Genomic DNA, 25200 nt, shown 5'->3' with positions numbered 1-25200 from the left:
GCGCCAGCCATGGCGGGCGGAGGCGGGGTTCAGGAGAAGACGGGTGGTGCCCTGGCCTGGTTGGGAGTCCACCCGAGGAGCGGGCCCGCGGTGGCCGGCGGAGGCAGCTCTGGCCGTAAGGCCAGCTCGGGCGGCGGAGCCGGCAGGCGCGTGGCGACATCGGGCAAGGGCGGCGCCGGTGCGTGCAAGGCCGCGCAAAGCGGGCACACCAGGCAGTCCGCCAGATGGTGGTGGCTATCCGGTGTGGAGGGCGACCCGCCGTCATCGCCATGGCAGATCGGTGCGGAGCCGATATCCCAGGCGGCTTTGATCGGATCGATCCGCGGCACCACGGCGCCCAGGGCAAGCTGCACGGTCAGCGCGAACAGCGCCGCCAGCAGCCCTGCGGTCCGGGACCAGGTGCGGATCATGGGACCTGACCTAGCCGGGCCGGCCGGTTTGTTCAACCACCGTCGCCTGGCCGACGGCCGATGCTACGCTGACGCAACGATGCCGTACGGGTTGTGCCGCCGCCGGAACGCCACACGCTACGGTGGTAACCGGCCTGCCAGAAAAGCCTCATCACGCGGCCATCCGGTCGCAAAAGCGCTAAATAGTACTATAAATAAGATATAATATCATTATTTTTACTTGTTTGCGGCGAAATCGGATGATAGACGCACGCCTTACGCGAAACGCGGACTGCCGATCGGCGGATCGGCCGGCGGGAGCGTCGGCGGTATCACGTGCTTCGTCCATCGCTGGAGGACATCGGGGCTGATCAGCAGTGGCCTGTGTCTGCTTCGACGGATGTAGATGCCCGCGCATGCCGGCCGGACCGTTCGGTTCGGGCGCAATGCAAGCGGACGTCCGGCAGGAGGAGGTCTTGGAAGATGAAAGGGATATTGGGTACTATATGAAACGAACAGATCGCTGCACGTCACCGCCGTAGCCGGGACAGATGTGATTGCGATCGTAGAACCAATATCCAAGGTCGTCTGATCACGCGCCAAGCCGGGCGCTGCTTCTCCTCAGAGTCACTCCGTGGCGATAGGGATGAGAAATGACAGACAAATGTCTGTGCTATCGACGACTCACGCGTGCCGCTTTGCATGCTATTGCGGTATAAATACGATGAGATGTAATTCGAAGATAACGTCATAGTCAAAACTATGCGGTGAGCAGAACTCTGCTATGCCTGGCTTCGGTTTCATTGAAATGGCGAACATGTCCGGAACATATTATCCGAAGGGCCGCTGACGACCCGAGGTAGTAGAAAAGCCTTCGATCCATGCCCAACCCGTGTGCTCCTTTTGTCAATCTTGGATCTGCCGCCCCGAAGGCGACACCAGCCGTCCCGTGGGTGCATCGGGCCGCCCATGCGATCCACCATGCCCCCGGTCGGGCATGGCGTCATGCGGTCCGGCATGTGGCGCATCTTCCCGCGCGTCTCGGGCACGTCGCGCACGTCCTGCCGCCGGCGGCCGACAGCGCGTGCCAGGCCGGGGCCAAGGTGGGCGCGATGCTGGGCATGCTGTTGGCGCCGACAGTGATCAACCCGCCGATCGTTCCGACCAATACGACCCTGCCGGCGCCGGCCTTAGCCTCTGGCGTGCCGATCGGGCTCACCGCGGACTTTGGCGGTTGGCCCGGGGGCGGGCGGAGCGTTTCCGAAAACGGATCGGATGTCGGCATCGGAACCCCGGCAACGGATCCGGCCGCACACGATGCCTCCGCTCCGAGCCCGACCGGATCGGTCGTCCTGTTCTTTCCGGTTGAGCAACCCAAGCCGGAACCGACGCCCGAGGCGGTGTTGCGGCCCTACGTGGTTCCGCATGCGCCTCACGGTCCGTCCGGCCCGCCGCGAACCGAGGTTCCCACACATCCCTTGCGGGTGCAGGATCTGCCGGAACCGGCCAGCCTGACCGTGCTGGGCAGCGCGGTCGCCGCACTGGCCGCGCTCCGTCGCCGCCGCGCCTCTTGCGAGGACGGCGCCCCCCGCGTTTGAATGCCATGCCGCAACCCGGTCGCCCAGGCGCCGTGGCCAGTCGTGACCGCGCCTCCATGCGGATCGGGCAGATGCGGCCAGACCGCGTCATGGCGCGGGATGCGCGATAGAAATCGACCAGGGGGACACCATGCCGACTTACACGTGGGAACACATCCATCTGCGCTCACCTGATCCCGAGGCCACCGCCAACTGGTATCAGGACAAGCTGGGAGCCGAGGTCATCCGCACGAAGCAGGCCGATGGCGGGACGCGGATCGACCTGAACCTGAGCGGACAAAAGGTCTTCCTGGCCAAGGCGGAGCCCGGCAAGGCGGCCGGGGCGCCGCAATCTCCATATCTGGGCCTGGATCATTTCGGCATGACGGTGGACGACATCCAGGCCGCGGTACGAGACCTGAAGGCGAAGGGCGTGGCTTTCAGCATGGAGCCGACCACCATCCGTCCCGGCGTGACGATCGCGTTTCTGACCGCGCCCGAGAATGTGTCGATCGAGCTGATCCAGCGCGGATAGGCCGCCCCGCCCCACGTGCCCGCCAAAGCATGGCAAGGGCAGGCCGGCCCTGTCATGCTTCATCAACCCTTTGATTCAGGAGCGCGATGCACGCCTTCCAACCACGGCTTCAGGCGATCGCGCCCTAACCGGCCGACATCATCGCTCGGATGGCGATCAGGTCGGTGACGAATTCCCGGTAGGCTGCCGCCTTGCCGGCCGCGTCCGGTATGCGCAGCAGATAGGACGGATGAACGGTCACGAAGACCGCCTGCCCGTCCTCCAGCGTCAGCGCACGGCCGCGCTCCCGGGTGATCGAGACAGGCCGGCCCAGCACCGCGCGTGCCGCGCTGCCGCCCATCGCCACCAGCAGCCGGGGCCGGACCTGCGCGCGCTCGATGTCCAGCCAGAAGCTGCAAGCCTTGATTTCCGGCGTTTCTGGCGTCTGGTGGATACGCCGCTTGCCGCGGCGGGTGAACTTGAAGTGCTTCACCGCGTTGGTGATGTAGACCAGCCGCCGGTCGATCCCGGCCTCCTCCATTGCGCGGTCCATCAGCTGGCCGGCTGGCCCGACAAAGGGGCGGCCGATCACATCCTCTTGATCGCCCGGCTGCTCGCCCACGAACATCACCGCAGCGCCGTCGGGACCCTCGCCGAAGACCGGCTGCGTCGCCGGCTCGTAGAGGTGACAGCGGCGGCAAGCCCAGATGTCACGCGCCGGCTGGGCAAGCGACGGGTCAAGCTCTGATGGTACGACCACCGGACCGACCGGTGCCAGATCGGGCGGGCGCGGCGACTCATCGACCGCCTCGGCGGCCGGAATGGACGTGCCTTCAGTGGCGTCGTCCAGGATGGCCGCCTGGTGCGCCTCCCACCAGGCCAGCAGCGTCTCGTCGTCGGCGGTGTGCCGCAGGCCGGCGCCGAACCGCAGGCTGGCCCGATCCCAATGAGCGCTGCCGTCCGGTGTGATGATGGACCAGGTCAGATCGGGGAACCGCCTGGCGACCAGTTGCGCATTGGCCGGCAACACGAAATGCCGCGGCGCGAACCAGCCTAGATAACGGCACGCGCCGGCCGCCTCCTGTATCCGAAGGAAGCGCGTATTGGTGCGCATGCGGTGGGCATCAGCCCGTACCGACAGCGCCCACCGGCGGGCCAGCGCCAGGTCCGGGTCATCCGGCGGCGGGGTCTCGCCGGCTTGAACGCGCCAGACCAGGCTGTAGAGCAATCCGAACCGGTCCGGCTGCCGAACCTGGAAGGCTACGGCCATCAGCTCCACCAGCGAGCGAGACAGATGGAAGCCGCCGGAGGCGTCCGGCAGGGCATCTCCCTTTCCGCCGACGGTCCATCTGACCTCGGCCGGCTCGATACCGGCCAAAGCGAGCTGCCGCGCGGCCTGGCGCCAGCCGGACCAGTCGCTTTCCGAGTTCAGGGCGATCTTGTGCATCCCTGCAAGAAAAGGCGATCCGCCTTGCATTTCCAAGGGGAGCGCACGTTGGTGTGCATGGTAAGACCCCGCCATGCGCAAAGTGTGGAACTCCGCGTGGCTGCTGCTGGCCGCGGCGAACCTGTTCTGGGCCGGCAATATCGTGCTGGCTCGCGGCATCGCGGGAGAGGTGCCCCCGATTACGCTGGCCTGGTTGCGCTGGACCGGTGCGTTCCTGGTGGCGATCGGCTTCGCCGTCCCGTCGCTGCGGCGCGATCTGCCGGTGATGCTGCGCCATTGGAAGATCATGCTGTTGCTGGCAGCGACCGGCATCGCGTCCTATAACACGATGTCGTATATCGGCTTGACCGAAACAACGGCGCTGAACGTGCTGTTGCTGCAGTCGGCTACCCCGCTGATCATCATCGTCTGGGCGTTTCTGCTGTTCAGGGACGTGCCGACGCCGCGCCAGGTCGGCGGCGTGCTGCTGTCGCTGGCGGGTGTGGCGGCGATCGCGGCGCATGGATCGCTGGCGACCCTGGCCACGCTGACCTTGAACCCGGGCGACGTGTGGGTGCTGGTGGCGCTGGCAATCTACGCGGTCTACTGCGTGATCCTGCGCCGGCGGCCTGCTGTGCATCCGTTGAGTTTCCTGGTCGCCTGCATGGGCCTGGGCAGCCTGATGATCCTGCCGTTCATGCTGGGCGAGCTGGCCGGCGGTGCCGCGTTCCATGCTCACGCCGCCACCTGGCTCAGTGTCGCCTACATGGCGCTGATGCCGTCCTTCATCGCCTATCTGTGCTTCAACCGCGGCATCGAGCTGATCGGTGGCGGACCGGCCGGCCAGTCGATGCATCTGATGCCGTTGTTCGGCTCCATCCTGGCGGTGGTGTTCCTGCATGAGGCGTTCCGCTTCTATCACCTGATCGGCATCGTGCTGATCGCGGGCGGCATCCTGCTGGCATCGGTCAGGTTGCGCCGCCCGGCCGGCGTGGCGGCGGCACCGTCGCGCGGCTCCGGCGCTATCCCTGCAGCTCCGGAATGATCCACAGCGGCTTTTCGCCGCGGATGACGCGCTGACAGTTATCGAACGCATTGCGGAAGCGCGAGTACTGGTTGTCCCAGGTGGGGCCGGCGAAATGTGCCGACAGCGTGACGTTCGGCAAGGTGAACAGCGGGTTGTCGGCCGGTGGCGGTTCCTGGTCGAACACGTCCAGCCCGGCGCCGGCGATCGTGCCGTTGATGAGCGCTGCGATCAGCGCTTTCTCATCCACCACCGGCCCCCGGCACGTGTTGATCAGGTAGGCGGAGGGCTTCATCATCGCCAACTGGGATGTCCCGATCATATGTTTCGTGTCGGGGCTCAGCGGCACGTGAAGCGAAACGATATCGGAGGTCTTCAGCAGCTCATTCAGAAGCGCGAAGCGTACGTTCAGATCGTCGGCGCGTTCCTCGCTCAGGCGGATGATGTCGTAGTATTGCACGGTCATGCCGAAAGCCTGCGCCATGCGGGCGACCTTCTTGCCGATTGCCCCCAGGCCGACGATGCCCAGGGTGCGGCCTCTCAGCTCGAACAGCTTGACGTCCTGCACGGCGTTCCCGCGCCAGCGCCCGGCGGCGACGCTGGCATGCTGCCAGACAAGGCGGCGGCAGACCGCCAGCATCAGCAGCATCGCATGTTCCGCCACGGCGGTGGAGTTGGCGCCGCCGTTATTGCAGATCGGCACGCCGGCGCGCCGCGCGGCCTCGATGTCGCAACGGTCGTAGCCGGCGGACAGAAGCTGCACGAGCTTCAGCTTCGGGGCAGCCTTGTAGAAGGCGTCATCCATGGTGCCGTCGCCGAAACCCACGAGGCAGACCGCATCTTGCAGCGCCGTCCGGAACTCGGGGGTGCCATGGCGAGCGATGACCGCGTCGAGGTCGGGTGGCAGCAATTCCCGCGCGATATCGAGCTCGTTCAGTGGATTGTCGGCGATGATGATCCGAGCCATCGGTGTGTTTCCCCTTGACGAACGGCGGCCCAGCCTAGACCAGCATGGTCATCCGCCCAAATCGCGCATCGACCCGCGGTTCCATCATGACCGCCGGGCTGTCTCCGCCCGAATGACGGGCAGATCGGTTTTCAGGAAGATGCGCAGAAATCGGAGATGAGCCGGGCATGCGGCTCCGGTTGCGTGGCCGGAAGAAAGGGTATGTGTTCCGGAAATGGTGTTCCGAGCAGGAAACGATGCCACCCTCCTGCAAGTTCACTCTCCAGCACGTCCCGCTCTCCTGCATGTCCCGCTCTCCTGCATGTGATCGCGCAAGGCACCCTGCCGCGGCCGCAACGGCTCATTGAACCGGCGCGGTTGATCCCGGTTGCCGAACGCGCCGGATGATGGTTGCCTGCCGTTGACGTGAGGCAACGACAGGAACCCGATTCATGAGCGATCTCGCCGCGTTCCGCGCGGAGACACGCGCCTGGCTGGAGGCGAACTGTCCCCCGGCGATGCGCACCTGGATGCCGGAGGATGAGCAGGTCGCCGGCGGCAGGAAAGCCGTCTGGAAGCGCCCGGAGCAGAAGGTCTGGCTCGACCGCATGGCCGGGAAAGGCTGGACCGCGCCGACCTGGCCGAAGAAATACGGCGGCGGCGGACTCTCCAATGAGCAGGCCCTCATCCTCGATGAGGAGATGCAGGATCTCGGCTGTCGGCCGCCATTGCGCGGCATGGGGTTGTCGATGCTGGGACCGGTGCTGCTGGAATACGGCACCGAGGAACAGCGCATGACCCACCTGCCACCGATCATCAAGGGCGAGATCCGCTGGTGCCAGGGCTACTCTGAACCGGAAGCTGGATCCGACCTCGCCAGCCTGCGCACCCGCGCCGTGCTGCAAGGTGACCACTTCCTGGTCAACGGCCACAAGATCTGGACGTCCAACGCGCATCATTCCGACTGGATCTTCTGCCTGGTGCGTACCGATCCCACGGTGAAGAAGCATGACGGCATCAGCTTTCTGCTGATCGACATGAGCGATCCCGGGGTGCGCCCGCGGCCGATCCGGCTGATCAGCGGCGCTTCGGTGTTCTGCGAGACGTTCATCGAGAATGTGCGCGTACCCGCCGCCAACCTTGTGGGCGAGCTGAACAAGGGCTGGACCATCGCCAAGCGCCTGCTGGAACATGAACGCAAGGGCATAGGCGGCATCGGCGCCCGCCAGGCGGCGAAGTTCGAGACGCCGGTCGAGGACCGCGCCAAGCACTATGTGGGAGAAGTCGGCGGCCGCATCGCCGATCCGGCGCTGCGTGCCAAGGTGGCCGGCTACAACATGGACTATCAGGCGTTCCAGCTCACCCGCCGCCGCGCCGCCGAGGAAGCCGAAGCCGGGCAGCCGCCGGGACCGCTGTCGGCCATGTTCAAGTATTACGCAACGGAACTGAACAAGCGCCGCTACGAAACCATTCTGGATGCCGAGGGGTTCCAGGGCCTGGGCTGGGAAGGCGAGGGGTTCACCGATGACGAGATCCGGCTGACCCGGGAATGGCTGCGCGCCAAGGCGAACACGATCGAGGGCGGTACCTCCGAGGTGCAGTTGAACATCATTGCCAAGCGCGTGCTTGGCCTGCCGGACTGAGCAAGCATGAGCATCATCCTGACCGAAGAAGCCCGCATGGTGCGGGAGACTGCGCTGGGCTTCTTCAACGAGCGCAGTCCGATCACCGAATTGCGGCGGCTGCGGGACACGCAGGATCCGGACGGATTCTCCCGCGCGCTGTGGCGACAGATGGCGGAGCTGGGCTGGACCGGCTTCCTGGTGCCCGAGGAATACGGCGGATCCGCTTTCGGCATCGCCGGACTGGCCCAGGTGATGGAGGCGGCCGGACGCACGCTGACCGCCTCGCCGCTCCTGTCCACCGCGTTGCTGGGCGCATCCCTGGTCGCCGCGGCGGGGACCGAGGATCAGAAGGCGGCCATCCTGCCCGCGCTGGTGGCCGGGGAGCACATTCTGGCTCTGGCGCTGGAGGAAGGCAGCCGCCACGCGCCCGACCGCATCGCGCTGAAGGCCGAGACGGACGGCACCGGCTACCGGCTGACCGGCCGGAAGACGTTCGTGCTGGACGGCCATGTCGCGGATACGCTGATCGTCGCGGGTAATACGGGGAATGGGACCACGCTGTTCCTGGTACCCGGCGGCACGCCCGGCGTCACCCGCGCGCGGCTGACGCTGGTCGATAGCCGTAACGCCGCCAACGTCGCTTTCGACGGGGTCCGGATCGAGGCCGACTCCGTCCTGGGACCGGTCGGCGGCGGTGCCGCCATCCTGGAAGCGGCGCTGGACTTTGCCAGGGCGGGGCTGGCCGCCGAGATGCTGGGCAGCGCCAGCGAGGCGTTCGAGCGGACGGTGCAGTACCTCAAGGACCGCAAGCAGTTCGGGGTCGCCATCGGCAGCTTCCAGGCCTTGAAACACCGCGCCGCCCAGATGTTCTGCGAGGTGGAGGTGACACGCTCCGCCGTCATGGCCGCCACGGCGGCGCTGGATCAGGGCGGCAATGATGCCGCGGCGCTGGTCAGCCTGGCCAAGGCGAAGGCCAACCAGACATTCTTTCGGTGCGGCAATGAAGGCGTGCAGATGCATGGCGGCATCGGCATGACGGATGAACATGAGATCGGGTTTTTCACCAAGCGCGCTCGGGCTGCTATCGCGACCTTCGGAGACACCGGTTTCCACCAGGACCGCTATGCGCGGCTCATGGGATATTGATGCTCATGGGATACTGAGCCGGGCCAGGAGCCGGTCTGCGCAAAGCGGCCGGCTCCCGCGATCTTTCCGTGGTCCCGCTTGCGTCGGTCCGGCCGGCACGACGCTCACGCCGAAACGGTGTCCGGAGGCGCCGCGCTCTGGGATCAGAGTGGCGGATCATCCCCGTTAAGGATGCAGTGACCGATCAGAATGCCAACCGGTACCGAGAGCAGCAGCCACGCACTGAAGAACATCAGCACCGGTTCGGGCAGCGTCTGCGTCAGAACGACGCTCGCGAATGCGACCAGTGGGGGTATTGCGACATCGGCAACGCGCCTTCTCCACGCCATCAACCGTCCCCCTGGGTGCGGGGTTTGTTGCACCGAAAGCCTCTCATCCATACGCCGGTCCGGATGAGAGCGAGTCTCAAGGGACGTGGCAGCCGTTTTTGGAATCACATCTGTGTGACTTCAGATTGGACCATGCACGAGCCATGCCACAACCTAAAGTTAAGATGGGACAAGGGTTTGGGAAACTCGATGAATCGAGCTGCGAAACCAGGTGTAAAATATTCCGACGCAGCGGCCCGGCTTTTCTTGACCGGTACTTGAAGTGCATTGATGGCGCGCGGTTACCGCTCGGTTACAATGCGCAATCTCAGGTTGCAAATCGGTGCTGCTGACAGGCTGGTGATCTTTTCCGCCTGGCGATTGCCGGCCTAATCAAGACCGAGCGCGATGTCATGAAAGAGCCGGGCGGGCAGTGTGCCGCCCTGCACGTTGCGGGTCGGCGCGTTGTCGTCATTGCCAAGCCAGACTCCGATCAGCAATCCGTTGCCGCTTCCCGCGCCCTTCGCCGCCAGGTGGCCGATGAACCAGGCATCCCGGGAATCCTGCGTAGTACCGGTCTTGCCGGCGATATCGCGGCCGGCGATGAAGGCGGAGCGCCCGGTGCCGCGCGTGACAACGGCTGTCAGCATCCGCTGCATCATGGCGGCTTCCTCCGGCGTCATGACCTGGACCCGCCCGTGCGGTGTCTGCTCCAGCCCGTGCGGCACGATGCGGTCGCCGCCATTGAAGAACGGCGCATAAGCGGCGGTCAGCTCCAGCAACCCGACCTCGCCGGTACCCAACGCCAGGGAGGCATCGTTCGGCAGACGGTCGGCGATGCCCATGCGCGCGGCGACGCTGGCGACCGCCTTGGGACCGCCTGCCTTGATCAACAGACGAACCGCGGCCGTATTGATGGATTGCGCCAGGGCCTCCTCCAGGGTGATCTCACCCAGGTAGCGGCGTTCGAAGTTGACCGGGCTCCAGGTGCCGATGCGCAGGGGGGAATCCAGGACGGTGTCATCCGGGGTCAGGCCCTTCTGCAGGGCCGCCAGCCAGACGAAAGGCTTGAACGCGGACCCCGGTTGCCGCCGTGCCAGCACCGCGCGGTTGAACGGGCTGTCGCGATAATCCCTGCCGCCCACCATCGCCCGGACCGCACCCGTGCCGGCGTCCAGAATCACTGCCGCCCCTTGGGTGACGCCGGCCGCCGCCGCGGGACCGGCCAGCAGGGCGGAGAGGCGCTTTTCCACGACGGTCTGATACCGGCTGTCCAACGTGGTGCGCAGCACCGCGTCGTGTCCCGGCTCAACCAGGGCCTGGGACCGCTCCGCCACCCAATCCGCGAACCAGCCGGGTGCGACCGGGCTCGGCGGGAACGCAATCTGCGCCGCGGCCTCCTGCGCCTGGGCGGCGGTGATCGCGCCGGCCTCCACCATGGCAGCCAGCACCTCCCTGGCCCTGGCGGCGGCGGCGGCCGGGTTGCTGCGCGGGTTGAAGCGCGACGGCGCGCGCGGCAGGCCGGCCAGAACCGCTGCTTGCGCCACGGTGACTTTCCGCGCGGACACGCCGAAATAGGTGCGGGCACCGGCATCCACGCCCCAGGCTCCGGCACCGAGATAGACGCGGTTCAGGTAGATTTCGAGAATCTCCCTCTTGGTGAAGTGTTCCTCCAGCCACAGCGTCAGCAGCAGCTCCTGCACCTTGCGGCGGACGGTGCGTGCATTGCTCAGGAACAGCGTCTTGGCCACCTGCTGCGTCAGCGTGGAGCCGCCCTGGACCACCCGGCCCGAGGTCAGGTTCACCCAGGCGGCACGCGCCAGGCCGATCGGGTCGATGCCGGGATGATGCCAGAAGCGCCGGTCCTCCACGGCGACGATGGCGGCGGGAAGCGCGGGCGGCAGCTCGTTCAGGCGCAGTGGCTCGCCGACCAGGTCGCCATAGTTGGCGATGGTTCGGCCGTTGCGGTCCTGCAGCACCAGGCTGGGGCGGCGGGCCGGATCGGTGGCGTCCTCGGGCCGCGGCAGGTCGCGCGCGAACCACAGCACCAGGATAACCGCCGCCAAACTGCCCCAGACGGTGCCGATGAAGCCCCAGCGGAGCAGCCAGAGCATCGTCCGCCATCGCCACGACCGTACCGGGCGTGCCCGCTGTGCCTCCCTGGCGCGGCCGGACAGCGCGCGTGGCTGCGGGGGCGGCGCCCCACCGGGGCGGGGCGCAGAGCCGGCCGCCGGCGCGCGCGCCCGCGAAATCGAGGTGGTGGGGGGCGCCATGTGTCTGGCAACACTAGCAGAATCCCCCTTGCCGCAGGCAGGTCCCGCTTGTGGTTGAAGCCAACGTTGCGCAGAGTTGTGGCCGATCTGCTGCAGGAGGGATCCGATGAAGGGCTTGTTTCTGGATGCCGTGGACGATCTGGCCTCGGTCTTCCATCGCGTTTCCCGTCCGACCGATCCGCCGGTGACGGTGCAGGAGCGTGGGGAGATTCCCGCCGACGCGCTGCCGGCCATGTGCGCCGGGTATGATTTCATTCTGGACGATCATACCCAGCTGCCCACCGCCATGATGCGGCAGTGCCGGGACCTGAAGCACGTCATTTTCCTGGGCACCGGCGCGCGCAGCTACATGAACCCCGAGGAACTGGCCGCGGCCGGCATCAAGGTCCACATCATCAAGGGGTATGGCGATACCGCGGTGGCGGAGCATACCATCGCCCTAATGTGGGCGGCCGCGCGCGGCATCGCGGCGATGGACCGTGGCATGCGCCAGGGCAACTGGCTGCGCACCGAGGGAATGGAGCTGACCGGCAAGACGCTGGGCCTGCTGGGTTTCGGTGGCATCGCGGCCGAGGTTGCGCGAATCGCCACCGGATCGGGGATGCGCGTGCTGGCCTGGAACCGCTCACCGAAGACCGCACGCAACGTCACGTTTGTCGATCTCGACACCTTGCTGGCGGAAAGTCAGGTTCTGTCCGTCCACCTGCTGCTGAATGACGAAACCCGCGGCTTTCTCGGCGCCGAGCGGCTTGCCAGGCTGCGGCCGGGGGCGATCCTGGTGAATACCGCGCGCGGTGCGCTCGTCGATGAGGCGGCGATGGTGGAGGCTCTGCGCGGTGGCAGGCTGCGCCATGCCGCGCTGGACGTCTTCGAGACCGAGCCATTGCCATCAGGGCACGTGTTGGCCACGCTGCCGAACGTAACGCTGTCCGCGCACAGCGCCTTCCGCACCCCGGAGGCAAGTGACAAGCTGATTCGGATGGCATTGGACATCGCCTGCGGGCTTTAGGCTTTGCGGCGGCGGCGAAGTTCGCCCAGGTCCATGACCTTGTGCGGGAGACGCGGATGGAACTGTCCATCACTCTGGTGAACCTGGCGGGTTCGATCGCCCTGCTGCTGTGGGGCGTGCACATGGTGCAGACGGGCGTTCAGCGCGCCCTGGGGGCGCGGCTGCGCGGTGTCCTCGCGGTGGCGCTGCGCAACCGGTTCCAGGCCTTTCTGGCCGGCATGGGCGTGACGGCGATCCTGCAAAGCAGCACCGCCACGGGGTTGATGGTGACCGGATTCGCCGCCGGCGGCCTGGTAGACCTCGTGCCCGCGCTGGCGGTCATGCTGGGCGCGAATGTCGGCACAACCCTGATCGTGCAGGTGTTGTCGTTCAACGTCGCCGAAGTGGCGCCGGCGCTGATCCTGATCGGCGTGCTGATGTTCCGCCGTGCGTCGGCCGGGCCGCGCGACTTTGGCCGCGTGCTGATCGGTCTCGGCCTGATGCTGATGGCGCTCCGGCAGTTCATCTTCCTGCTCGACCCGTATGAGGACGTGCCCAGCCTGCGGATACTGCTGGGCGCGGTGTCCTCGCAGCCGCTTCTGGACGTGATCCTCGGCGCCGGCCTGACCTGGGCGGCACATTCCTCGGTGGCTGTCGTGCTGCTGGTGATGTCGTTCTCGGCCAAGGGCGTGGTGCCGCCGATCGCCGCCTTCGCGCTGGTGCTTGGCGCGAATCTGGGAACCGCGATCAACCCGGTTCTGGAGGGTGGAGCGGGCGATGACCCGGCGGCCCGCCGCTTGCCCGTGGGCAACCTGCTGAACCGCGTGATCGGGGTCGCGGCGATCCTTGCGGTGCTGCAGCCGCTGGCGTCCTGGCTGGTCAGGGTGGATCCCGACAATGCCCGGGTGGTCGCCGATTTCCATACCGGCTTCAACATCGTGCTGGCTCTGGTCTTCTTCCCCTTGCTGACGCCGTTCGCCGCACTGCTCCGCCGGCTGCTGCCGGCGCGCATCGATCCGGCCGATCCGAGCCGTCCCGCCTATCTGGACGCGGCGGCGACCGAGGTGCCAATGGTGGCGCTGGGCGCCGCGACGCGGGAAGCGCTGCGCATGGCCGATGCCCTGGAGGCCATGCTGCAGGGCCTGCGCGACGTGATCCAGCGCCCGGATCGCCGCCAGCTAGGGGCCCTGAAGGGGCAGGACGATGTCCTGGACAAGCTGAACACGGCCATCAAGGCCTATATTACCTCCTTGCCCACCGAAGCCATGAGCGCGGATGACCACCGCCGCGTGGTGGACATCCTGGCCTTCTCCACCAACCTGGAGCAGGCGGGCGACGTGGTGGATCGCAGCCTGCTCAGCCTGATGAACAAGCGGGTGAAGCGCGGCGTCGGCTTCACCGCCGAGGAAACCGAAATACTGATGGCGATCATGGACCGGCTGATCGCCAATCTGCGCGCCGCCGCCTCCCTGCTGGTCACCGGCGATGACCGGGCGGCTCGATTGCTGGTGGCGGAAAAGGAGGCCTTTCGCGCGATCGAGGCCGATGCCACCGCGGCGCATGTGGAGGCGCTCCGTGAAGGAAGGGTCGATGCCGGTGCGCTCCATCTGGATACGCTGCGGGACCTCAAGCAGGTCAATGGTCACCTGGTGGCCGCGGCAGCCTATCCGGTGCTGGAGAGCAAGGGAGAATTGCTGCCGAGCCGGGTCCGATAGGCGGGAGTGACCGCACCCGGGCGGATACCGGCCCGGTGCGCCGACCGGGGCTTGCCGCCTCAGATTGCCGACCGGGACTCGCCGCGACTGGTGCTCGCCGGTCGGGGCTCCCTGACCGGGCTCGATTCTGTCACGCGCCGCTGGCGTCGCCGCCCAGCACGAGGCCGGCCGGCAGGGACTCGTCATACAGGCTGGCACGTTCCGTCCTGTCGATTGCCACGAAGCCGCGGATGCGGCCCGTCCTCCGCTCCGGCACGCCGGCCTTTTCCAGCTTGGCGGCAATGGCGGTCCGCACCTTCGCCGGCACATCCAGCGTGCGGTCACCGGTGACGCGCGCGGCACGCAGGAACATGGGTTGCAGTTCCGAGAATGCTGCCTCGGACCAGTCATAGTTGTCGAAGGCGTCAAACGCGCGCTCGACCAGGCCGGCGGGCAGCACGGTCTCGGGGCCGGCCCGCAGCGGTGCACGGCTGAGCAGCCGGCCGAGCGCGTTGAAATAGGGGGCGCACTGGCGCTTCTCGGCCAGCAGCGTACTGGCGACCGTGATGAACGCCTCGGCCAGTTCCGTCTTGGCCTCGAGCGGCAGGAACTCCAGCGCACCGACCAGCCGCACCAACTCATCCGGCGCCTTGCCACCACGCAGCCTGTCCATTTCTCCGGCCAGCAGCGCCGACTGGCGGTCGGCGGACAGGCCGCCGGCCACGCGCCGCCACATCAGGTATTCCTGCGTCCGGATGCGTTTGCCGGGATGCGCGGCCCCCTCCTGCTGAACGCGCCACAGGCTGTCCATGCGCAGTTCGTCGCCGATGACCCCGAAGCCGGGGCGCAGCAGGAAGCCGGCGAGGGACAGCCAGGCCTCCTCATGCTCGACGGAGCGTTTGCGGCCGTCGGATTGCGCCGCGAGTGATGGCCACAAGGCGCGAAGCGTCGGGGCATTCCATCCGGCGCGCGGCTGGCCGGTCAGGCGCTCGATCTGCTGCAGGATCGGACCCGCGGCCAATTTGGTCGCGCCCGCGGGGCGGGAGAAAATCGCGGTAAGGCGAGCCTTGGCGGCGTTCAATGCCTCGGCGTCGGTGTTGGGTTCGACAGGCGGGGCCGAGGCAGCGGGATTCGCCTGCTCCACCGCGCGGAGGTTGAACTCCAGCGGCCAGGACCGCGGATGTGCCGGCCCGGTGCTCTTGTCGGTGCTCTCACAGGAGACCTGCAGGAGGCCCAGCGCATTGATCTTCGCGGTCAGCCGCACCGGGATGCTGCCGGTGTCCTTCCGGCGGTTCCCCCCTTCGGTCCGCACCACGGTCTGCAATGGTGGCAGGGGATGAAAATCGCCTTCCCGCCAGTCCAGCAGGTCCCCCGCCTTTGCCCGCCCGTGCCGTGCCGAGGAGAAGGCGCGGAATCGCACTGGCTGGTCGATGCGAACGGACAGGTCCGGCACGCTGATCTCGAAGGCGGCTTCGGGCGCCGCGCCGCGGGGCAGCACGCAGACCAGGGCCGTCTCTCCCGGCCGGACCTGCACATCAAGGAAGATCGCGCGGGCCGCGCCGGCGGCGATATGGGCGGTGTGGCGATGCAGCAGCGCGCCGAACCGTGCGGCGCCGTGGGCGACCGCGAGGGCCGGTTCGGCATTGGCGAGTTCCAGCGGCACTGCACCATCCTGCCAGAGCCCGATCTGCGCGGTGATCCGCTGCCGCAGCGACGCGGGCGTGACCGATCCGCCATTGAACAGCACGGCGTCGACGCGTGGGCGGTCACGCAGGAAATCCGCCAGATGGCGGGTGACGGCGGTGTCACTGGCGTAGGGCAGTCCCCATTCGCGCAACCCTCCCTGAAGCTGCGACGGACGGGCGGACCGATCGCAATCGGGAAAGAAACCCGCCAGCAGCACCCGCTCGATGTCCGCACGGGTCACCGTCGCGGTCCGGGCGGCAGCCAGCAGGCCGGCGCCCCGTCCCGCGATCGCCACCGGGAAGGCTTCTTCCGGCCCGCCAGGCGTGGCGAGCGCCCGTTCCTTGAGAGTGCGGCAGGCGGCGACGAGCTGGTCCCACTCTCCACCGGATAACTGGCCGGTGGCGCCGCCGGTGAACTGCCGTTCCACGAAATGGGCCAGCGCGAGGTCGATATTGTCGCCACCCAGCAGGATGTGGTCGCTGACCGCGATCCGGCTGATCGCCGGTATCGGGAAGCCCGAAGCGCGCCGCAGCTCGAACAGGCTGAAGTCGGACGTGCCGCCGCCGATATCCACCACCAGGACGTGGCGCGGCTGCATGGCGGCCGGCTCAGGCCACACGTCCCGGGCCGGGTCATGATGCTGCAGCCAGCAGTAGAAGGCGGCCTGCGGCTCCTCCAGCAGGCGGACGCCGTCGGGAAATCCGGCTTCCTCGGCGGCTGTCAGCGTCAGCCGCTGGGCGGCGGCGTCGAAGGAGGCTGGGACGGTGACGGTTATCAGCTGCTCGTTGAAGGGCGCGCCTGCGGCCGCGAACCTGTCGTTCCAGGCGCCCCGCAGGTAATTCAGGATGAGGGCCGAGGCTCGCACCGGCGAGATCTTCCGGTCGCGTGACAGCTCCGAGGAGCCCCAGGGCAGAAACGGCGATAGGCGATCGGCAGCGTGGTGGATCAGCCAGGATTTCGCCGAATGAACCACGCGGTCCGGCGTTTCCCCCACCTTTGCCCGCGCGAAGCGGCCGACGATCCAGTCTCCCGTCCCCTGGGCGCGGCCTTGCAACTGCGCGGCGACCGCGTCCTCCGGCAAATAGAGGAAGGATGGAAGCGTGGACGCCTCGGCCAGTCCGGCCAGGCTCTCCCATTGCGGGACCGGCAGGACGGTGGGCAGCGCATCGCCGTCCAAGGCCACGTAGGATAACGCCGAGTTGGTCGTGCCCAGGTCGATGCCGATGGAGAAACGGGGCGCGGCCATGGTCAGCGATCGCCGGTCCCGGCCGCTACCGGGAGGCCCCGCGAAGCAGCCGATCCGCAACCGAGGGGGTTCTTCATGGCGGCCTCCATGGCGGCGGGCTCCATGGCGGGCGCCATCCCTGCCGCGGTGGCTGGCGGAGCCATCACTCGGTGCGCACCTGGAACTCGATCTTCCACCGCCGGTCGGAGTTCACGTGCTTCATCCACAGCTCCAACACGCCCAGTTCGGTGACCGCCGCGTCGATGCGGACCGGCACCACCTGGCCAGCCGGCATGTCATCCAGGGCGGGGATTTCGATCTCCAGCAGGCTGGTTTCCTCCAGTTCGCGCTCAGCGTCCGGCAGGATCAGGCCGGGCGTATCACCGCTGCGGATGGCGGAGGAAAAGAAGCGGAACTCCGCCGGGCGGCCGGTGACGAGGCCAAAGTCACGCCCCTCGATCAGCAGTTCCGACCCTTCCTGCATGCCTTGCGGCACGACGCACAGCGCCTTCACCTTGGGTTTCATGCCAGGCACCGCCAGGCCGGCACTTTCCAGGCCGACATAATAGGACCGGGCCGCGCCGGCCTTGATGCGCATGCCGGTGCCGGTGGCGCGGTGGCGTCCATAGATGGCGGCGCCGCGGGCGACGGCGAGGTCCGGTTCGGCGCCCAGCAATTCGCGGATCGGCTGGCCGCTGTTCCAGCTCGCCAGCAGGTCGAGCACACGGGCACGCACCGGTTCGGCCTTGAACACGCCGCCATTGAACAACACGGCGGTCGGCATCAATGCCGCGCCGTTGGCGCGGTCGCCGACGAGGGCGGACAATGCCTCGCTGGCCCGCACGTTCTGCAGGCTGCGGGTCAGGAAGCGGGCGAGGTGCTTGCTGATGACCGGATCCGACGCATAGGGCAGGCCGAACTCCTGCAGACCGCCTCGGCGGCCTTCCTGCGGCAGGTCCTCCAGCCCGGTGCGCGCCAGGAACCCGTCCAGCACCACCTGATCCAATGTCGCCCGATCCAGCTCTGTGGCGATCGTGGAAGCGAACAGCGACGATCCGCGCGAAGGGATCGCAATGGGGGCGGACGAGAGGCTCGCGTCCTCGAACAGCGTGATCTTGGCACGGCTGGCGGCATGGACGAGTGACAGGAACTGCCAGGAGTCGAGCGGCTTGCCCGCGTCCTCCAGCCTCGACTGCACCGTGTACGCCAGGGCGAGGTCCATGTTGTCGCCGCCCAGCAAGATGTGCTCGCCGACGCTGATGCGCTCCAGCTCCAGCGTGCCCTGCCGGTCGGTGACGGCGATCAGGCTGAAATCCGCGGTGCCCCCGCCGATATCGCAGACCAGGATGATATCGCCCGGCGACACGAGGTCGTGCCAGGCGCGGCCGGTCTGTGCCGTCCAGGCATAGAAGGCGGCCTGCGGCTCCTCCAACAGAACGACGTCGCCCAGGCCGGCGGCGCGCGCGGCCTCGGCGGTCAGGCTGCGGGCCACCTCGTCGAAGGATGCGGGAACGGTCAGCACGATCTGTCCATCCGCCAGGTCACGCTCGCGACCCTGGTCGCGTTCCGCCTGCAGAAAGGCCTGCCTCAGATGCGTCAGATAGCGGCGGGAGCAGTCGAACGGCGACAGCTTCGTCTCGATCTCCGACCCCCAGGGCAGGAGAGGCTGGCGGGCGTCGATGTGCGGATGGGACAGCCAGGATTTCGCCGACGTGACCAGCCGGTCCGGCACCAGGGCGCCATGGTCGCGGGCAAACTGCCCGACAAAGCCGGCCTCGCCCGGGTCCGCCCACGGCGTTGCCAGCCCGCCGGGGAACTCATCCGGATGCGGCAGATACAGCGCCGAGGCCAGCGTCTGCCGTGTGCCGATCTGGTTGACGCCGACAATCTGCGCGACATCGATGACCCGTGTCTGGTCGCTGTCGAGGTCCGACACCGCGATGGCACTGTTGCTGGTGCCGAGGTCGATGCCGAGACTGAAACGGGCGGTCATGGGTCAGAATCCTGGTTGGGCGGCCCCGGCGCGGCTGGCGAACCAGGGCCGGGGTGGCTTGTTCCCGGTGCCGGCTATTTGAGCTCGACTTCCGCTGGTGCGATCGCTGGCAGGCGGTCCGCTGGTCCGCGCAGGATCGCCGGCAGCTTGACCACATCGGTCCGCCAGCCGTGATGCACAAGGGCGCCCGTGAAGGGCGGCTGACCGGTGAGCTTGCCCAGCAGGCGGTATTCGTCGGCGGCATAACCGGTCGGCACCTCGATCCGCGATTGCTCTTTCTCGGTGCGGATCGGCACGATCTGGAAATGCTCGTCCAGAACCGCTCGGCAGCCGGCATGGACGACACGGGCCGCGGCCCCGACCTGGGCATCGTTGTAGGCGTTGATGTTGTCCATCAGGAAATCCACCAGCCGGCCCTTGGCCTGCAGCAGGCCCAGAAAGGCAACGATCTCGGCGTCCGCCTGCTTCGTCGCCGTGGCTGGCTCCGGCGGCGCCGGCCGCACGGCCTCGGCCACCGGCGCCTGAACGGAGGTCGGCCCACGCTGCAGCGCGGCCACCGCGACCAGGGCGATGATGGCCAGGCCCAGGGCGGCGGCGCTGAGCTGCAACGGACCGGCAACCGGCTGCAGACCTGCGGGGAGCGCCATGACGTGAAGCGCCAGCAGCATAGCCAGCGCGCTGATGGCGACGACGAGCAACAGGGCGACGAGCGATACCGCTTTCATAATTGTGACCGGAGCTTCCTTGCAGGCATCGGCGCCCGGCGGGTTATACGACTCCCGGCCAGGCCGCAAGCGCCCGCCGGACTCCAGGAGGGTCGGAGGCGGGCCGCACCGCAGTCGCATCCGTGCCGGCCGAACCGAAAGAGATGGGTCATGAAGCTGTACCGGTGCCAGAAATGCGGTCAGATGCTGTACTTCGAGAACACGCAATGCGAGCGTTGCGGCAGCCGGCTGGGCTACATCCCGCAGATTGGCGTGTTGAACGCCCTGGCTCCGGACGGTGACGTGTGGCGGCCGCTTGGCCAGCCCTCTGAGGCCGCCACCTTCGAGGCCGTCCGCTTTTGCGACAATATGCAGCACGGTGTCTGCAACTGGGTCATTCCGGCCGGCTCGGCCGACCAGCTATGCCTGGCATGCCGTCACAACCAGACCATCCCGCCTTTGGACAACCCCGACAATGTCAGGGCCTGGGGCAGGCTGGAGGGGGCCAAGCACCGGCTGATCTATTCCCTGCTGCGCCTCGATCTGCCAATGCAGACACGCATGGAAGACGCGGAGCATGGCCTGGCATTCGATTTCCTGGCGGACCCGCCGCCGGTCGAGCAGGGACCGAGGGTCATGACCGGCCACGACAACGGATTGATCACGATCGCGTTGGCCGAGGCCGACGATGCGGAGCGAGAGAGCCGCCGGGTGTCCATGGGCGAGCCCTATCGCACCTTGCTCGGCCACTTCCGTCACGAGGTCGGGCACCATTACTGGGACCTGCTGGTCCGCGACGAAAACCGGCTGGACGAATTCCGCTCCCTGTTCGGTGACGAACGGCAGGACTACGGTGAGGCGTTGCAGCGGCATTATGCCGAAGGGCCGCCGGCCGGCTGGCAGGGCAGTTTCGTCAGCTCCTACGCGGCCGCCCATCCCTGGGAGGATTTCGCGGAAACCTGGGCGCACTACCTGCACATGGTGGACACGCTGGAGATGGCGCAATCCTTTGGACTGCGTGTCGATCCGGTGGTGGCGGACGACCCGGGCCTGACGGCCGAGGTGGTGGCCGATCCCTATCGGGCCGCGCGCGTGGAGGACCTGGTGACGCCGTGGTTGCCGTTATGCTTCGCCATGAACAGCCTTGGGCGCACGATGGGGCAGGGGGACCTCTATCCTTTTGTCCTGTCTCCGCCGGTGATCGAGAAACTCGGCTTCGTTCACCGGGTGGTGCACGCACCGCGCGGACAGGTGGCGGAAACGGCATCGGCCGCGCCGGCATAGGCGGACGTAATCGGCACGATTCGGCACGATCGGGCCGACAGGGTCAGGCCTGCTTGCGCTCGATCAGGCTGCGGCGGATTCGTCGCCCGCGCTCGACCTTGTCCTCGATATAGTTCGCGTCGCCCCAGCGTACGGCCCGAGCCATCGCCTGCGCGTCCTCCATGAAGCGCTGCAGCATCTCCAGCAGCGCCTCACGGTTGTTCAGGAAGATGTCCCGCCACATCACCGGATCCGAGGCGGCGATGCGGGTAAAATCCCGGAAGCCGGAGGCGGCGAAATTCACCACCTCCTGACGGCTTTCATCCGCCAGGTCGTCGGCGGTGCCGCAGATGGTAAAGGCGATCAGGTGCGGCAGGTGAGAGACGATCGCCAGCACCCGGTCATGGTGATTGGGCTCCATCCGCTCGACCATGGAACCGCACCGGCGCCATAGCTCCTCGATCTTCGCCACCGCCGCCTCATCGGTGCCCGGCGGCGGGGTCACCAGCGCCCAGCGTCCCTGGAACAGCTCCGTGAAGCCGGCATCCGGTCCGGAATGCTCGGTGCCGGCGATCGGATGGGCGGGGACGAAGTGCACGGCTTCCGGAACCAGCGGGCCGACATCGCGGATGACCGACTGCTTGGTGGATCCAACATCGGTCAGGATCGCCCCTGGCATCAGATGCGGGGCGATACGCGCCGCCAGGTCGGCGAAGGCGCCGACGGGGGCGCACAGCATGACACAGTCCGCCCCTTCCACCGTCTTCGCCGGATCGATTTCCACCCGGTCCGCGATGCCCAGTTCCAGCACCCGGTCCAATGTCTTCTGGGTACGGGCATTGACCACGATTTCGGCCGCCAGGTCGCCGCGCTGGCGGGCAATACGCGCAACGGAGGAACCGATCAGGCCAACCCCCAGCAACGCCAGACGGCGGAACAGCGGCTCAGCCATGGGACGACGCACGCGCCTGACTGCGCGCCAGATTCTGGAAGCCCTCGATCACCAATCCGACCTCCTCGGCCGTGCCGACCGTGATGCGCAGGCAGTGGGGCAGGCCGTAACCGCCGATCTTGCGCACGATGATGCCACGCGCGCGCAGGAATGCGTCGGCGGCGTCGGCTTTTTCGGTCGTGCCGAAATCGGCCATCACGAAATTGCCTTCGGACGGCCAGACCTTTACGCCCGTCGCCTTGATCCCGGCGGCGAGCACGGGCCGATATCGGGCGTTGTGCTCACGCCCGGCCTCGACCCAGCCAGGTTCGGACAAGGCGGCGATTGCCGCCGCCTGCGCGGCGACCGACACGTTGAACGGCCCGCGCACCCGGTTCAGCACATCGACGACCGCGGGCGGCGCGTAGCACCAGCCGATCCGCATGCCGCCCAGGCCGAAAATCTTGGAAAACGTCCGGGTCATGACCGTGTTGCCGGTCGCGTCGACCAGTTTGACCCCGACCTCATAGGCCGGATTGGTGACGTATTCCGCATAGGCGGAGTCCAGCACCAGCAGCACATGCTCCGGCAGCGCGGCGCGGAAGCGGGCAACCGCGTCGCCGGAGATCATCGAGCCGGTGGGATTGTTCGGGTTCGCCAGGAATACCAGCCGCGTCGCCGGCGACACCGCGCCCAGCATGGCATCCAGGTCGGCGGTCATGTGCCGCTCCGGCACCTTCACCACGCGGCTGCCGGCATAGTCGCCGGCGATCTTGTAAATTGAAAAACCGTGTGCCGACATGATGATCTCGCGGTCCGGCCCGCCATAGGAGAGCGCGAGCTGGTACAGCAGGTCATCCGATCCGGCCCCGCAGACGATCCGCTCCGGGTCCAGGCCCCAGCGCTTGCCCAGCGCCGCGCGCAGATGGCGTGCGCTGCCATCCGGGTAGCGGAACACCTCATCCGTCGCCTCGATGATCGCCTTCTTCGCCGAGGGCGGCACGCCGAATGCGCCTTCGTTCGACGACAGCTTCACCACGCGGTTGACGCCCGGTATGTCCGACTCGCCGGCGACATAGGGGTGGATGCCGAGGATCTCGGGCCGGGGTGAAGGGGAGGTCATCGAAGATCTTCCGGAAACGGGACCGCGTAGCTGCCAAGGACGGCAGGGCGGCGCAAGACCGAATCCAGGTGATGCAGCCTTGCATCGCCATCGGTCAGGAACCCGCCGACCTCGATCAGGGCCTGGGACGGTCCGCCGCGCGGATCGCGCAGCAACAGCAGCGATTCCAGCCCCAGTCCGCCACCGGCCAGCGCATTCGCCACGCGCGTGCTGCTGGCCTCACTGTCACATTCCAGGGCGATCAAGGTGCGGTCATCGCCGCTGGCATCCGGCGCGGTGGCGGCGACCACCAGCGCCTGGACCGTCGGGGTGCCTTCCGGACGACGGCGCCAGAACGGCAGGCGCCCGATCACATGCAGCCGCGGCTCATGATGGCGCAGCGTGGTCCACCATGTTTCGGTGTCAGACGGAAACGGCATCACGGCGACCGATGCGCGATGATGGCTGACATCCGCCAGGGCCTGCGCCGCACTCGGATGCTGCCGGGAAGGCGTCATCGCGCCGAAATGCTCCCGCGCGAGCTGGGTGAACGCGGCGTCTTTTCCCGGATCGCAGATGGCGACTGAAAACCCGGCCTGCATGCCGGTCGTGCCAGCCAGCAGTTCCCGCCAGATCCGAAACAGCGTCAGGCGGGGCAGGGCACCCCGGTGCCGTCCGACCAGGCGGCGGACGATCGACGCTTCCCGCCCGGGCCGGAAAGCCGCGGGCTTACCCGATCTGGCGACCTGTTCCACAATGCCCGCCCGTTCCATCAGCAGGTCGTGGATCGTATCGTCGATCCGGTCCAGCGCAGCGCGCAGCGCGGCCAGATCGGTGTGCGGTGGCGCGGAGCCGCGCCAGCCATCTTCGGTGACGGTCTCCTCGGCCCCGGCAACGGGCTGGGGCATGTCTGTGGTGCGGTCGTGGTTGGGCATCGGCGATCCGTTGAGGGCAGGCAGACTTAGCGGATGTGCCTGCCCGTGCAAACCCGTTGCGCAGGGCGCCTCGCATTGACAGCGGCAGCCGGGCAGGACGACGCTTGGCGCCGCCATGGCCCGGGGTCAGCCGTGGCGAAAGGAGGAAACATGATTCAGTCCCATTCCATTGCCACTCCCGCATGGATTCGGCGCGGCGCCGTGGCCGCCATCGCCGGGCTGCTGGGCTTCGCGATGCTCGATGGCGGACCGGCCCACGCTCAAGGTCAGACGGCCCAAGGTCAGGCCGTCCCAGGCCAGGCTGCCCAGGGTCAGACCGTCCCAGGCCAGTCCGGCCAAGGTCAGGCCGTCCCGAGCCATGCCGCCCAAGGCCAGACGGCGCAGGACAAGACCGCGTCGCCGGCTGCCGTCGCTGCCAAGCCGCCGCCCTGCACGCCGGCGGGGGGCGCGCGTTTCATCTGCGGCGTCAATAATGTCGAGGATTTCGCGCCGATCTCGCACACGCGCTTCGTCATCGGCAGCAACCTGGCCGTGCCGAACACCCCAGGTCCGTTCTTCCTGTTCGACACCAGTGTCCACACGGCGAAACCGATCGATCCGGCCACCATCGCCATCAAGCCGGACACCGCCGCCTTTCCCGATTGCCCAGGCGCCCCCGACTTCAATGTATTCGCGCCGCATGGCCTGGACCTGACCCGCGGCTATGGCTCACATCCGACGCTGTACGCGGTCAACCATGGCGGCCGCGAGTCGATCGAGGCCTTCACCGTCGACCTGACCAAATCGTTCCCGACGCTGGTCTGGAAAGGGTGCGTGCTGGCGCCGACCGGCTTCTGGCCGGATGCCGTCGCGTCGCTGCCGGATGGCGGCATCGTGGCGACCAGCCTGTGGGATCCGACCGATCCGGACCGCGTCAACAAACTCTCCAACGGCCAGCCTGTCGGCGGCTTGTCGGAGTGGCATCCGAAAAAGGGGTGGACCGCGGTGCCGGGTTCCGAGGGGCTGTCGGGCCCGAATGGCGTGATCGTCTCGCCGGATGGCAAGCAGGTCTACGTGGCCGTGTGGTCCGGGAAGGAGATCGCCCGTATCAGCCGTGGTCCCGGCAAGCCGAGGGTCGATCGCGTGCCGACCGAGATCCTGACGGATAACCTGCGCTGGGCGCCTGACGACAAGCGCATCTTTGCCGGCGGCCAGGATGCCACGGTGAAGCAGGTGCTGGAATGCTTCGAATCGACGGCCATCAACTGCGACATCCCGGTGCGGATCTACGCCGTGGACCCGCATACGCTGAAGCTGACCACTCTGGTCAAGAGCGGGGTGCACGGTGTCTTCGGTGCCGGGACCGGGGCAATCCAGGTCGGCAACGAGCTGTGGGTGAGTTCCTTCCGATCAGACCGGATCGCGATCTTCCCCATGCGCTGACACGGGATGCGCTGACACGGGATGTGCTG

At 67.4% G+C, this 25200-nt stretch carries 20 protein-coding genes; 9 read left to right on the top strand and 11 right to left on the bottom strand.

Annotation, left to right across the window (positions count from 1 at the left end):
* Positions 1-29: 29 nt before the first annotated feature.
* Positions 30-410: a DUF2946 family protein gene (locus tag VHC04_RS05205; protein ID WP_325678716.1), complete on the bottom strand. Its 381-nt coding sequence runs from the start codon at positions 408-410 to the stop codon at positions 30-32.
* 998 nt (positions 411-1408) lie between these two features.
* Here VHC04_RS05205 and VHC04_RS05200 point away from each other — a divergent pair.
* Together VHC04_RS05200 and VHC04_RS05195 are read left to right on the top strand one after the other, a co-directional pair.
* Positions 1409-1987, top strand: coding sequence for a hypothetical protein (locus VHC04_RS05200; RefSeq protein WP_325678714.1), 579 nt, complete (start codon positions 1409-1411; stop codon positions 1985-1987).
* Positions 1988-2117: 130 nt separating this feature from the next.
* Positions 2118-2501 (top strand): VOC family protein, encoded by a 384-nt coding sequence (locus tag VHC04_RS05195; protein WP_325678712.1) that lies wholly within the window; start codon positions 2118-2120, stop codon positions 2499-2501.
* A gap of 124 nt (positions 2502-2625) precedes the next feature.
* Here the strand turns inward: VHC04_RS05195 and VHC04_RS05190 are convergent, their stop codons facing one another.
* Positions 2626-3927, bottom strand: coding sequence for a UdgX family uracil-DNA binding protein (locus VHC04_RS05190; RefSeq protein WP_325678710.1), 1302 nt, complete (start codon positions 3925-3927; stop codon positions 2626-2628).
* Positions 3928-4000: 73 nt separating this feature from the next.
* Between VHC04_RS05190 and VHC04_RS05185 the strand changes: the two genes are divergently transcribed.
* Positions 4001-4951, top strand: coding sequence for a DMT family transporter (locus VHC04_RS05185; protein WP_325678708.1), 951 nt, complete (start codon positions 4001-4003; stop codon positions 4949-4951).
* Here the strand turns inward: VHC04_RS05185 and VHC04_RS05180 are convergent.
* Positions 4929-5897 (bottom strand): 2-hydroxyacid dehydrogenase, encoded by a 969-nt coding sequence (locus VHC04_RS05180; protein WP_325678706.1) that lies wholly within the window; start codon positions 5895-5897, stop codon positions 4929-4931. The two genes, VHC04_RS05185 and VHC04_RS05180, sit on opposite strands and share 23 nt — an antisense overlap.
* Positions 5898-6328: 431 nt before the next feature.
* On the opposite strand from VHC04_RS05180, the gene VHC04_RS05175 reads away from it, so the two are divergent.
* Together VHC04_RS05175 and VHC04_RS05170 are read left to right on the top strand one after the other, a co-directional pair.
* Positions 6329-7519 carry an acyl-CoA dehydrogenase family protein gene (locus VHC04_RS05175; protein WP_325678704.1) on the top strand — a complete coding sequence of 397 codons (1191 nt, stop codon included), beginning with the start codon at positions 6329-6331 and terminating at the stop codon, positions 7517-7519.
* A 6-nt stretch (positions 7520-7525) separates the two neighbouring features.
* Positions 7526-8647, top strand: a complete 1122-nt coding sequence (locus tag VHC04_RS05170) for an acyl-CoA dehydrogenase family protein (protein ID WP_325678702.1) — start codon at positions 7526-7528, stop codon at positions 8645-8647.
* 143 nt (positions 8648-8790) lie between these two features.
* Here the strand turns inward: VHC04_RS05170 and VHC04_RS05165 are convergent, their stop codons facing one another.
* Together VHC04_RS05165 and VHC04_RS05160 are read right to left on the bottom strand one after the other, a co-directional pair.
* On the bottom strand, positions 8791-9027 hold the full coding sequence (locus tag VHC04_RS05165; protein WP_325678700.1) for a hypothetical protein: 237 nt from the start codon (positions 9025-9027) through the stop codon (positions 8791-8793).
* Positions 9028-9344: 317 nt separating this feature from the next.
* Positions 9345-11069, bottom strand: coding sequence for a transglycosylase domain-containing protein (locus tag VHC04_RS05160; RefSeq protein ID WP_325678698.1), 1725 nt, complete (start codon positions 11067-11069; stop codon positions 9345-9347).
* A 265-nt stretch (positions 11070-11334) separates the two neighbouring features.
* Here VHC04_RS05160 and VHC04_RS05155 point away from each other — a divergent pair, with 265 nt between their 5' ends.
* Entirely contained in the window at positions 11335-12237 is a 903-nt protein-coding gene (locus VHC04_RS05155; RefSeq protein ID WP_325678696.1) for an NAD(P)-dependent oxidoreductase, read from the top strand.
* 56 nt (positions 12238-12293) lie between these two features.
* Entirely contained in the window at positions 12294-13931 is a 1638-nt protein-coding gene (locus tag VHC04_RS05150) for a Na/Pi cotransporter family protein (RefSeq protein WP_325678694.1), read from the top strand.
* 130 nt (positions 13932-14061) lie between these two features.
* Here VHC04_RS05150 and VHC04_RS05145 read toward each other — a convergent pair whose 3' ends face one another.
* The 3 genes from VHC04_RS05145 to VHC04_RS05135 form a co-directional block, all read right to left on the bottom strand.
* A complete protein-coding gene (locus VHC04_RS05145) occupies positions 14062-16842 on the bottom strand; it encodes a hsp70 family protein (protein ID WP_325678692.1) in 2781 nt (926 codons plus the stop codon).
* A 142-nt stretch (positions 16843-16984) separates the two neighbouring features.
* A complete protein-coding gene (locus VHC04_RS05140) occupies positions 16985-18814 on the bottom strand; it encodes an Hsp70 family protein (protein WP_325678690.1) in 1830 nt (609 codons plus the stop codon).
* Positions 18815-18888: 74 nt separating this feature from the next.
* Positions 18889-19539, bottom strand: a complete 651-nt coding sequence (locus VHC04_RS05135) for a DUF2760 domain-containing protein (RefSeq protein WP_325678688.1) — start codon at positions 19537-19539, stop codon at positions 18889-18891.
* A gap of 150 nt (positions 19540-19689) precedes the next feature.
* On the opposite strand from VHC04_RS05135, the gene VHC04_RS05130 reads away from it, so the two are divergent.
* Positions 19690-20802 carry a zinc-binding metallopeptidase family protein gene (locus VHC04_RS05130; protein WP_325678686.1) on the top strand — a complete coding sequence of 371 codons (1113 nt, stop codon included), beginning with the start codon at positions 19690-19692 and terminating at the stop codon, positions 20800-20802.
* Positions 20803-20845: 43 nt separating this feature from the next.
* Here the strand turns inward: VHC04_RS05130 and VHC04_RS05125 are convergent, their stop codons facing one another.
* Genes VHC04_RS05125 through VHC04_RS05115 form a run of 3 tightly spaced genes read right to left on the bottom strand, consistent with a single transcriptional unit; the run spans position 20846 to position 23749 of the window.
* Positions 20846-21733 carry a prephenate/arogenate dehydrogenase family protein gene (locus tag VHC04_RS05125; protein WP_325678684.1) on the bottom strand — a complete coding sequence of 296 codons (888 nt, stop codon included), beginning with the start codon at positions 21731-21733 and terminating at the stop codon, positions 20846-20848.
* A complete protein-coding gene (gene hisC / locus VHC04_RS05120) occupies positions 21726-22835 on the bottom strand; it encodes a histidinol-phosphate transaminase (protein ID WP_325678682.1) in 1110 nt (369 codons plus the stop codon). The genes VHC04_RS05125 and hisC overlap by 8 nt, the downstream gene beginning before the upstream one ends.
* Positions 22832-23749 carry a chorismate mutase gene (locus VHC04_RS05115; protein ID WP_325678678.1) on the bottom strand — a complete coding sequence of 306 codons (918 nt, stop codon included), beginning with the start codon at positions 23747-23749 and terminating at the stop codon, positions 22832-22834. Before VHC04_RS05115 ends, hisC begins: the two co-directional genes overlap by 4 nt.
* Positions 23750-23899: 150 nt before the next feature.
* Between VHC04_RS05115 and VHC04_RS05110 the strand changes: the two genes are divergently transcribed.
* On the top strand, positions 23900-25171 hold the full coding sequence (locus VHC04_RS05110) for a hypothetical protein (protein ID WP_325678676.1): 1272 nt from the start codon (positions 23900-23902) through the stop codon (positions 25169-25171).
* Positions 25172-25200: the final 29 nt, after the last annotated feature.

This window comes from Rhodopila sp. (genome assembly GCF_035548095.1).
Lineage (GTDB): Bacteria > Pseudomonadota > Alphaproteobacteria > Acetobacterales > Acetobacteraceae > Rhodopila.
Note: the sequence above shows the minus strand (reverse complement) of the source record. Positions and strands in the feature narration are given on the sequence as shown.

Excerpts from the sequence above, each read along its gene's own strand:
- VHC04_RS05125 (WP_325678684.1), bottom strand. The coding sequence starts at position 21,733 with ATGGCTGAGCCGCTGTTCCGCCGTCTGGCGTTGCTGGGGGTTGGCCTG.
- VHC04_RS05170 (WP_325678702.1), top strand. The coding sequence starts at position 7,526 with ATGAGCATCATCCTGACCGAAGAAGCCCGCATGGTGCGGGAGACTGCG.
- VHC04_RS05205 (WP_325678716.1), bottom strand. The coding sequence starts at position 410 with ATGATCCGCACCTGGTCCCGGACCGCAGGGCTGCTGGCGGCGCTGTTC.
- VHC04_RS05150 (WP_325678694.1), top strand. The coding sequence starts at position 12,294 with ATGGAACTGTCCATCACTCTGGTGAACCTGGCGGGTTCGATCGCCCTG.
- VHC04_RS05155 (WP_325678696.1), top strand. The coding sequence starts at position 11,335 with ATGAAGGGCTTGTTTCTGGATGCCGTGGACGATCTGGCCTCGGTCTTC.
- VHC04_RS05180 (WP_325678706.1), bottom strand. The coding sequence starts at position 5,897 with ATGGCTCGGATCATCATCGCCGACAATCCACTGAACGAGCTCGATATC.
- VHC04_RS05195 (WP_325678712.1), top strand. The coding sequence starts at position 2,118 with ATGCCGACTTACACGTGGGAACACATCCATCTGCGCTCACCTGATCCC.
- VHC04_RS05145 (WP_325678692.1), bottom strand. The coding sequence starts at position 16,842 with ATGGCCGCGCCCCGTTTCTCCATCGGCATCGACCTGGGCACGACCAAC.
- VHC04_RS05190 (WP_325678710.1), bottom strand. The coding sequence starts at position 3,927 with ATGCACAAGATCGCCCTGAACTCGGAAAGCGACTGGTCCGGCTGGCGC.
- VHC04_RS05110 (WP_325678676.1), top strand. The coding sequence starts at position 23,900 with ATGATTCAGTCCCATTCCATTGCCACTCCCGCATGGATTCGGCGCGGC.
- VHC04_RS05140 (WP_325678690.1), bottom strand. The coding sequence starts at position 18,814 with ATGACCGCCCGTTTCAGTCTCGGCATCGACCTCGGCACCAGCAACAGT.
- VHC04_RS05135 (WP_325678688.1), bottom strand. The coding sequence starts at position 19,539 with ATGAAAGCGGTATCGCTCGTCGCCCTGTTGCTCGTCGTCGCCATCAGC.
- VHC04_RS05160 (WP_325678698.1), bottom strand. The coding sequence starts at position 11,069 with ATGCTCTGGCTGCTCCGCTGGGGCTTCATCGGCACCGTCTGGGGCAGT.
- VHC04_RS05175 (WP_325678704.1), top strand. The coding sequence starts at position 6,329 with ATGAGCGATCTCGCCGCGTTCCGCGCGGAGACACGCGCCTGGCTGGAG.
- VHC04_RS05185 (WP_325678708.1), top strand. The coding sequence starts at position 4,001 with ATGCGCAAAGTGTGGAACTCCGCGTGGCTGCTGCTGGCCGCGGCGAAC.
- VHC04_RS05130 (WP_325678686.1), top strand. The coding sequence starts at position 19,690 with ATGAAGCTGTACCGGTGCCAGAAATGCGGTCAGATGCTGTACTTCGAG.
- VHC04_RS05115 (WP_325678678.1), bottom strand. The coding sequence starts at position 23,749 with ATGCCCAACCACGACCGCACCACAGACATGCCCCAGCCCGTTGCCGGG.
- VHC04_RS05165 (WP_325678700.1), bottom strand. The coding sequence starts at position 9,027 with ATGGATGAGAGGCTTTCGGTGCAACAAACCCCGCACCCAGGGGGACGG.
- hisC (WP_325678682.1), bottom strand. The coding sequence starts at position 22,835 with ATGACCTCCCCTTCACCCCGGCCCGAGATCCTCGGCATCCACCCCTAT.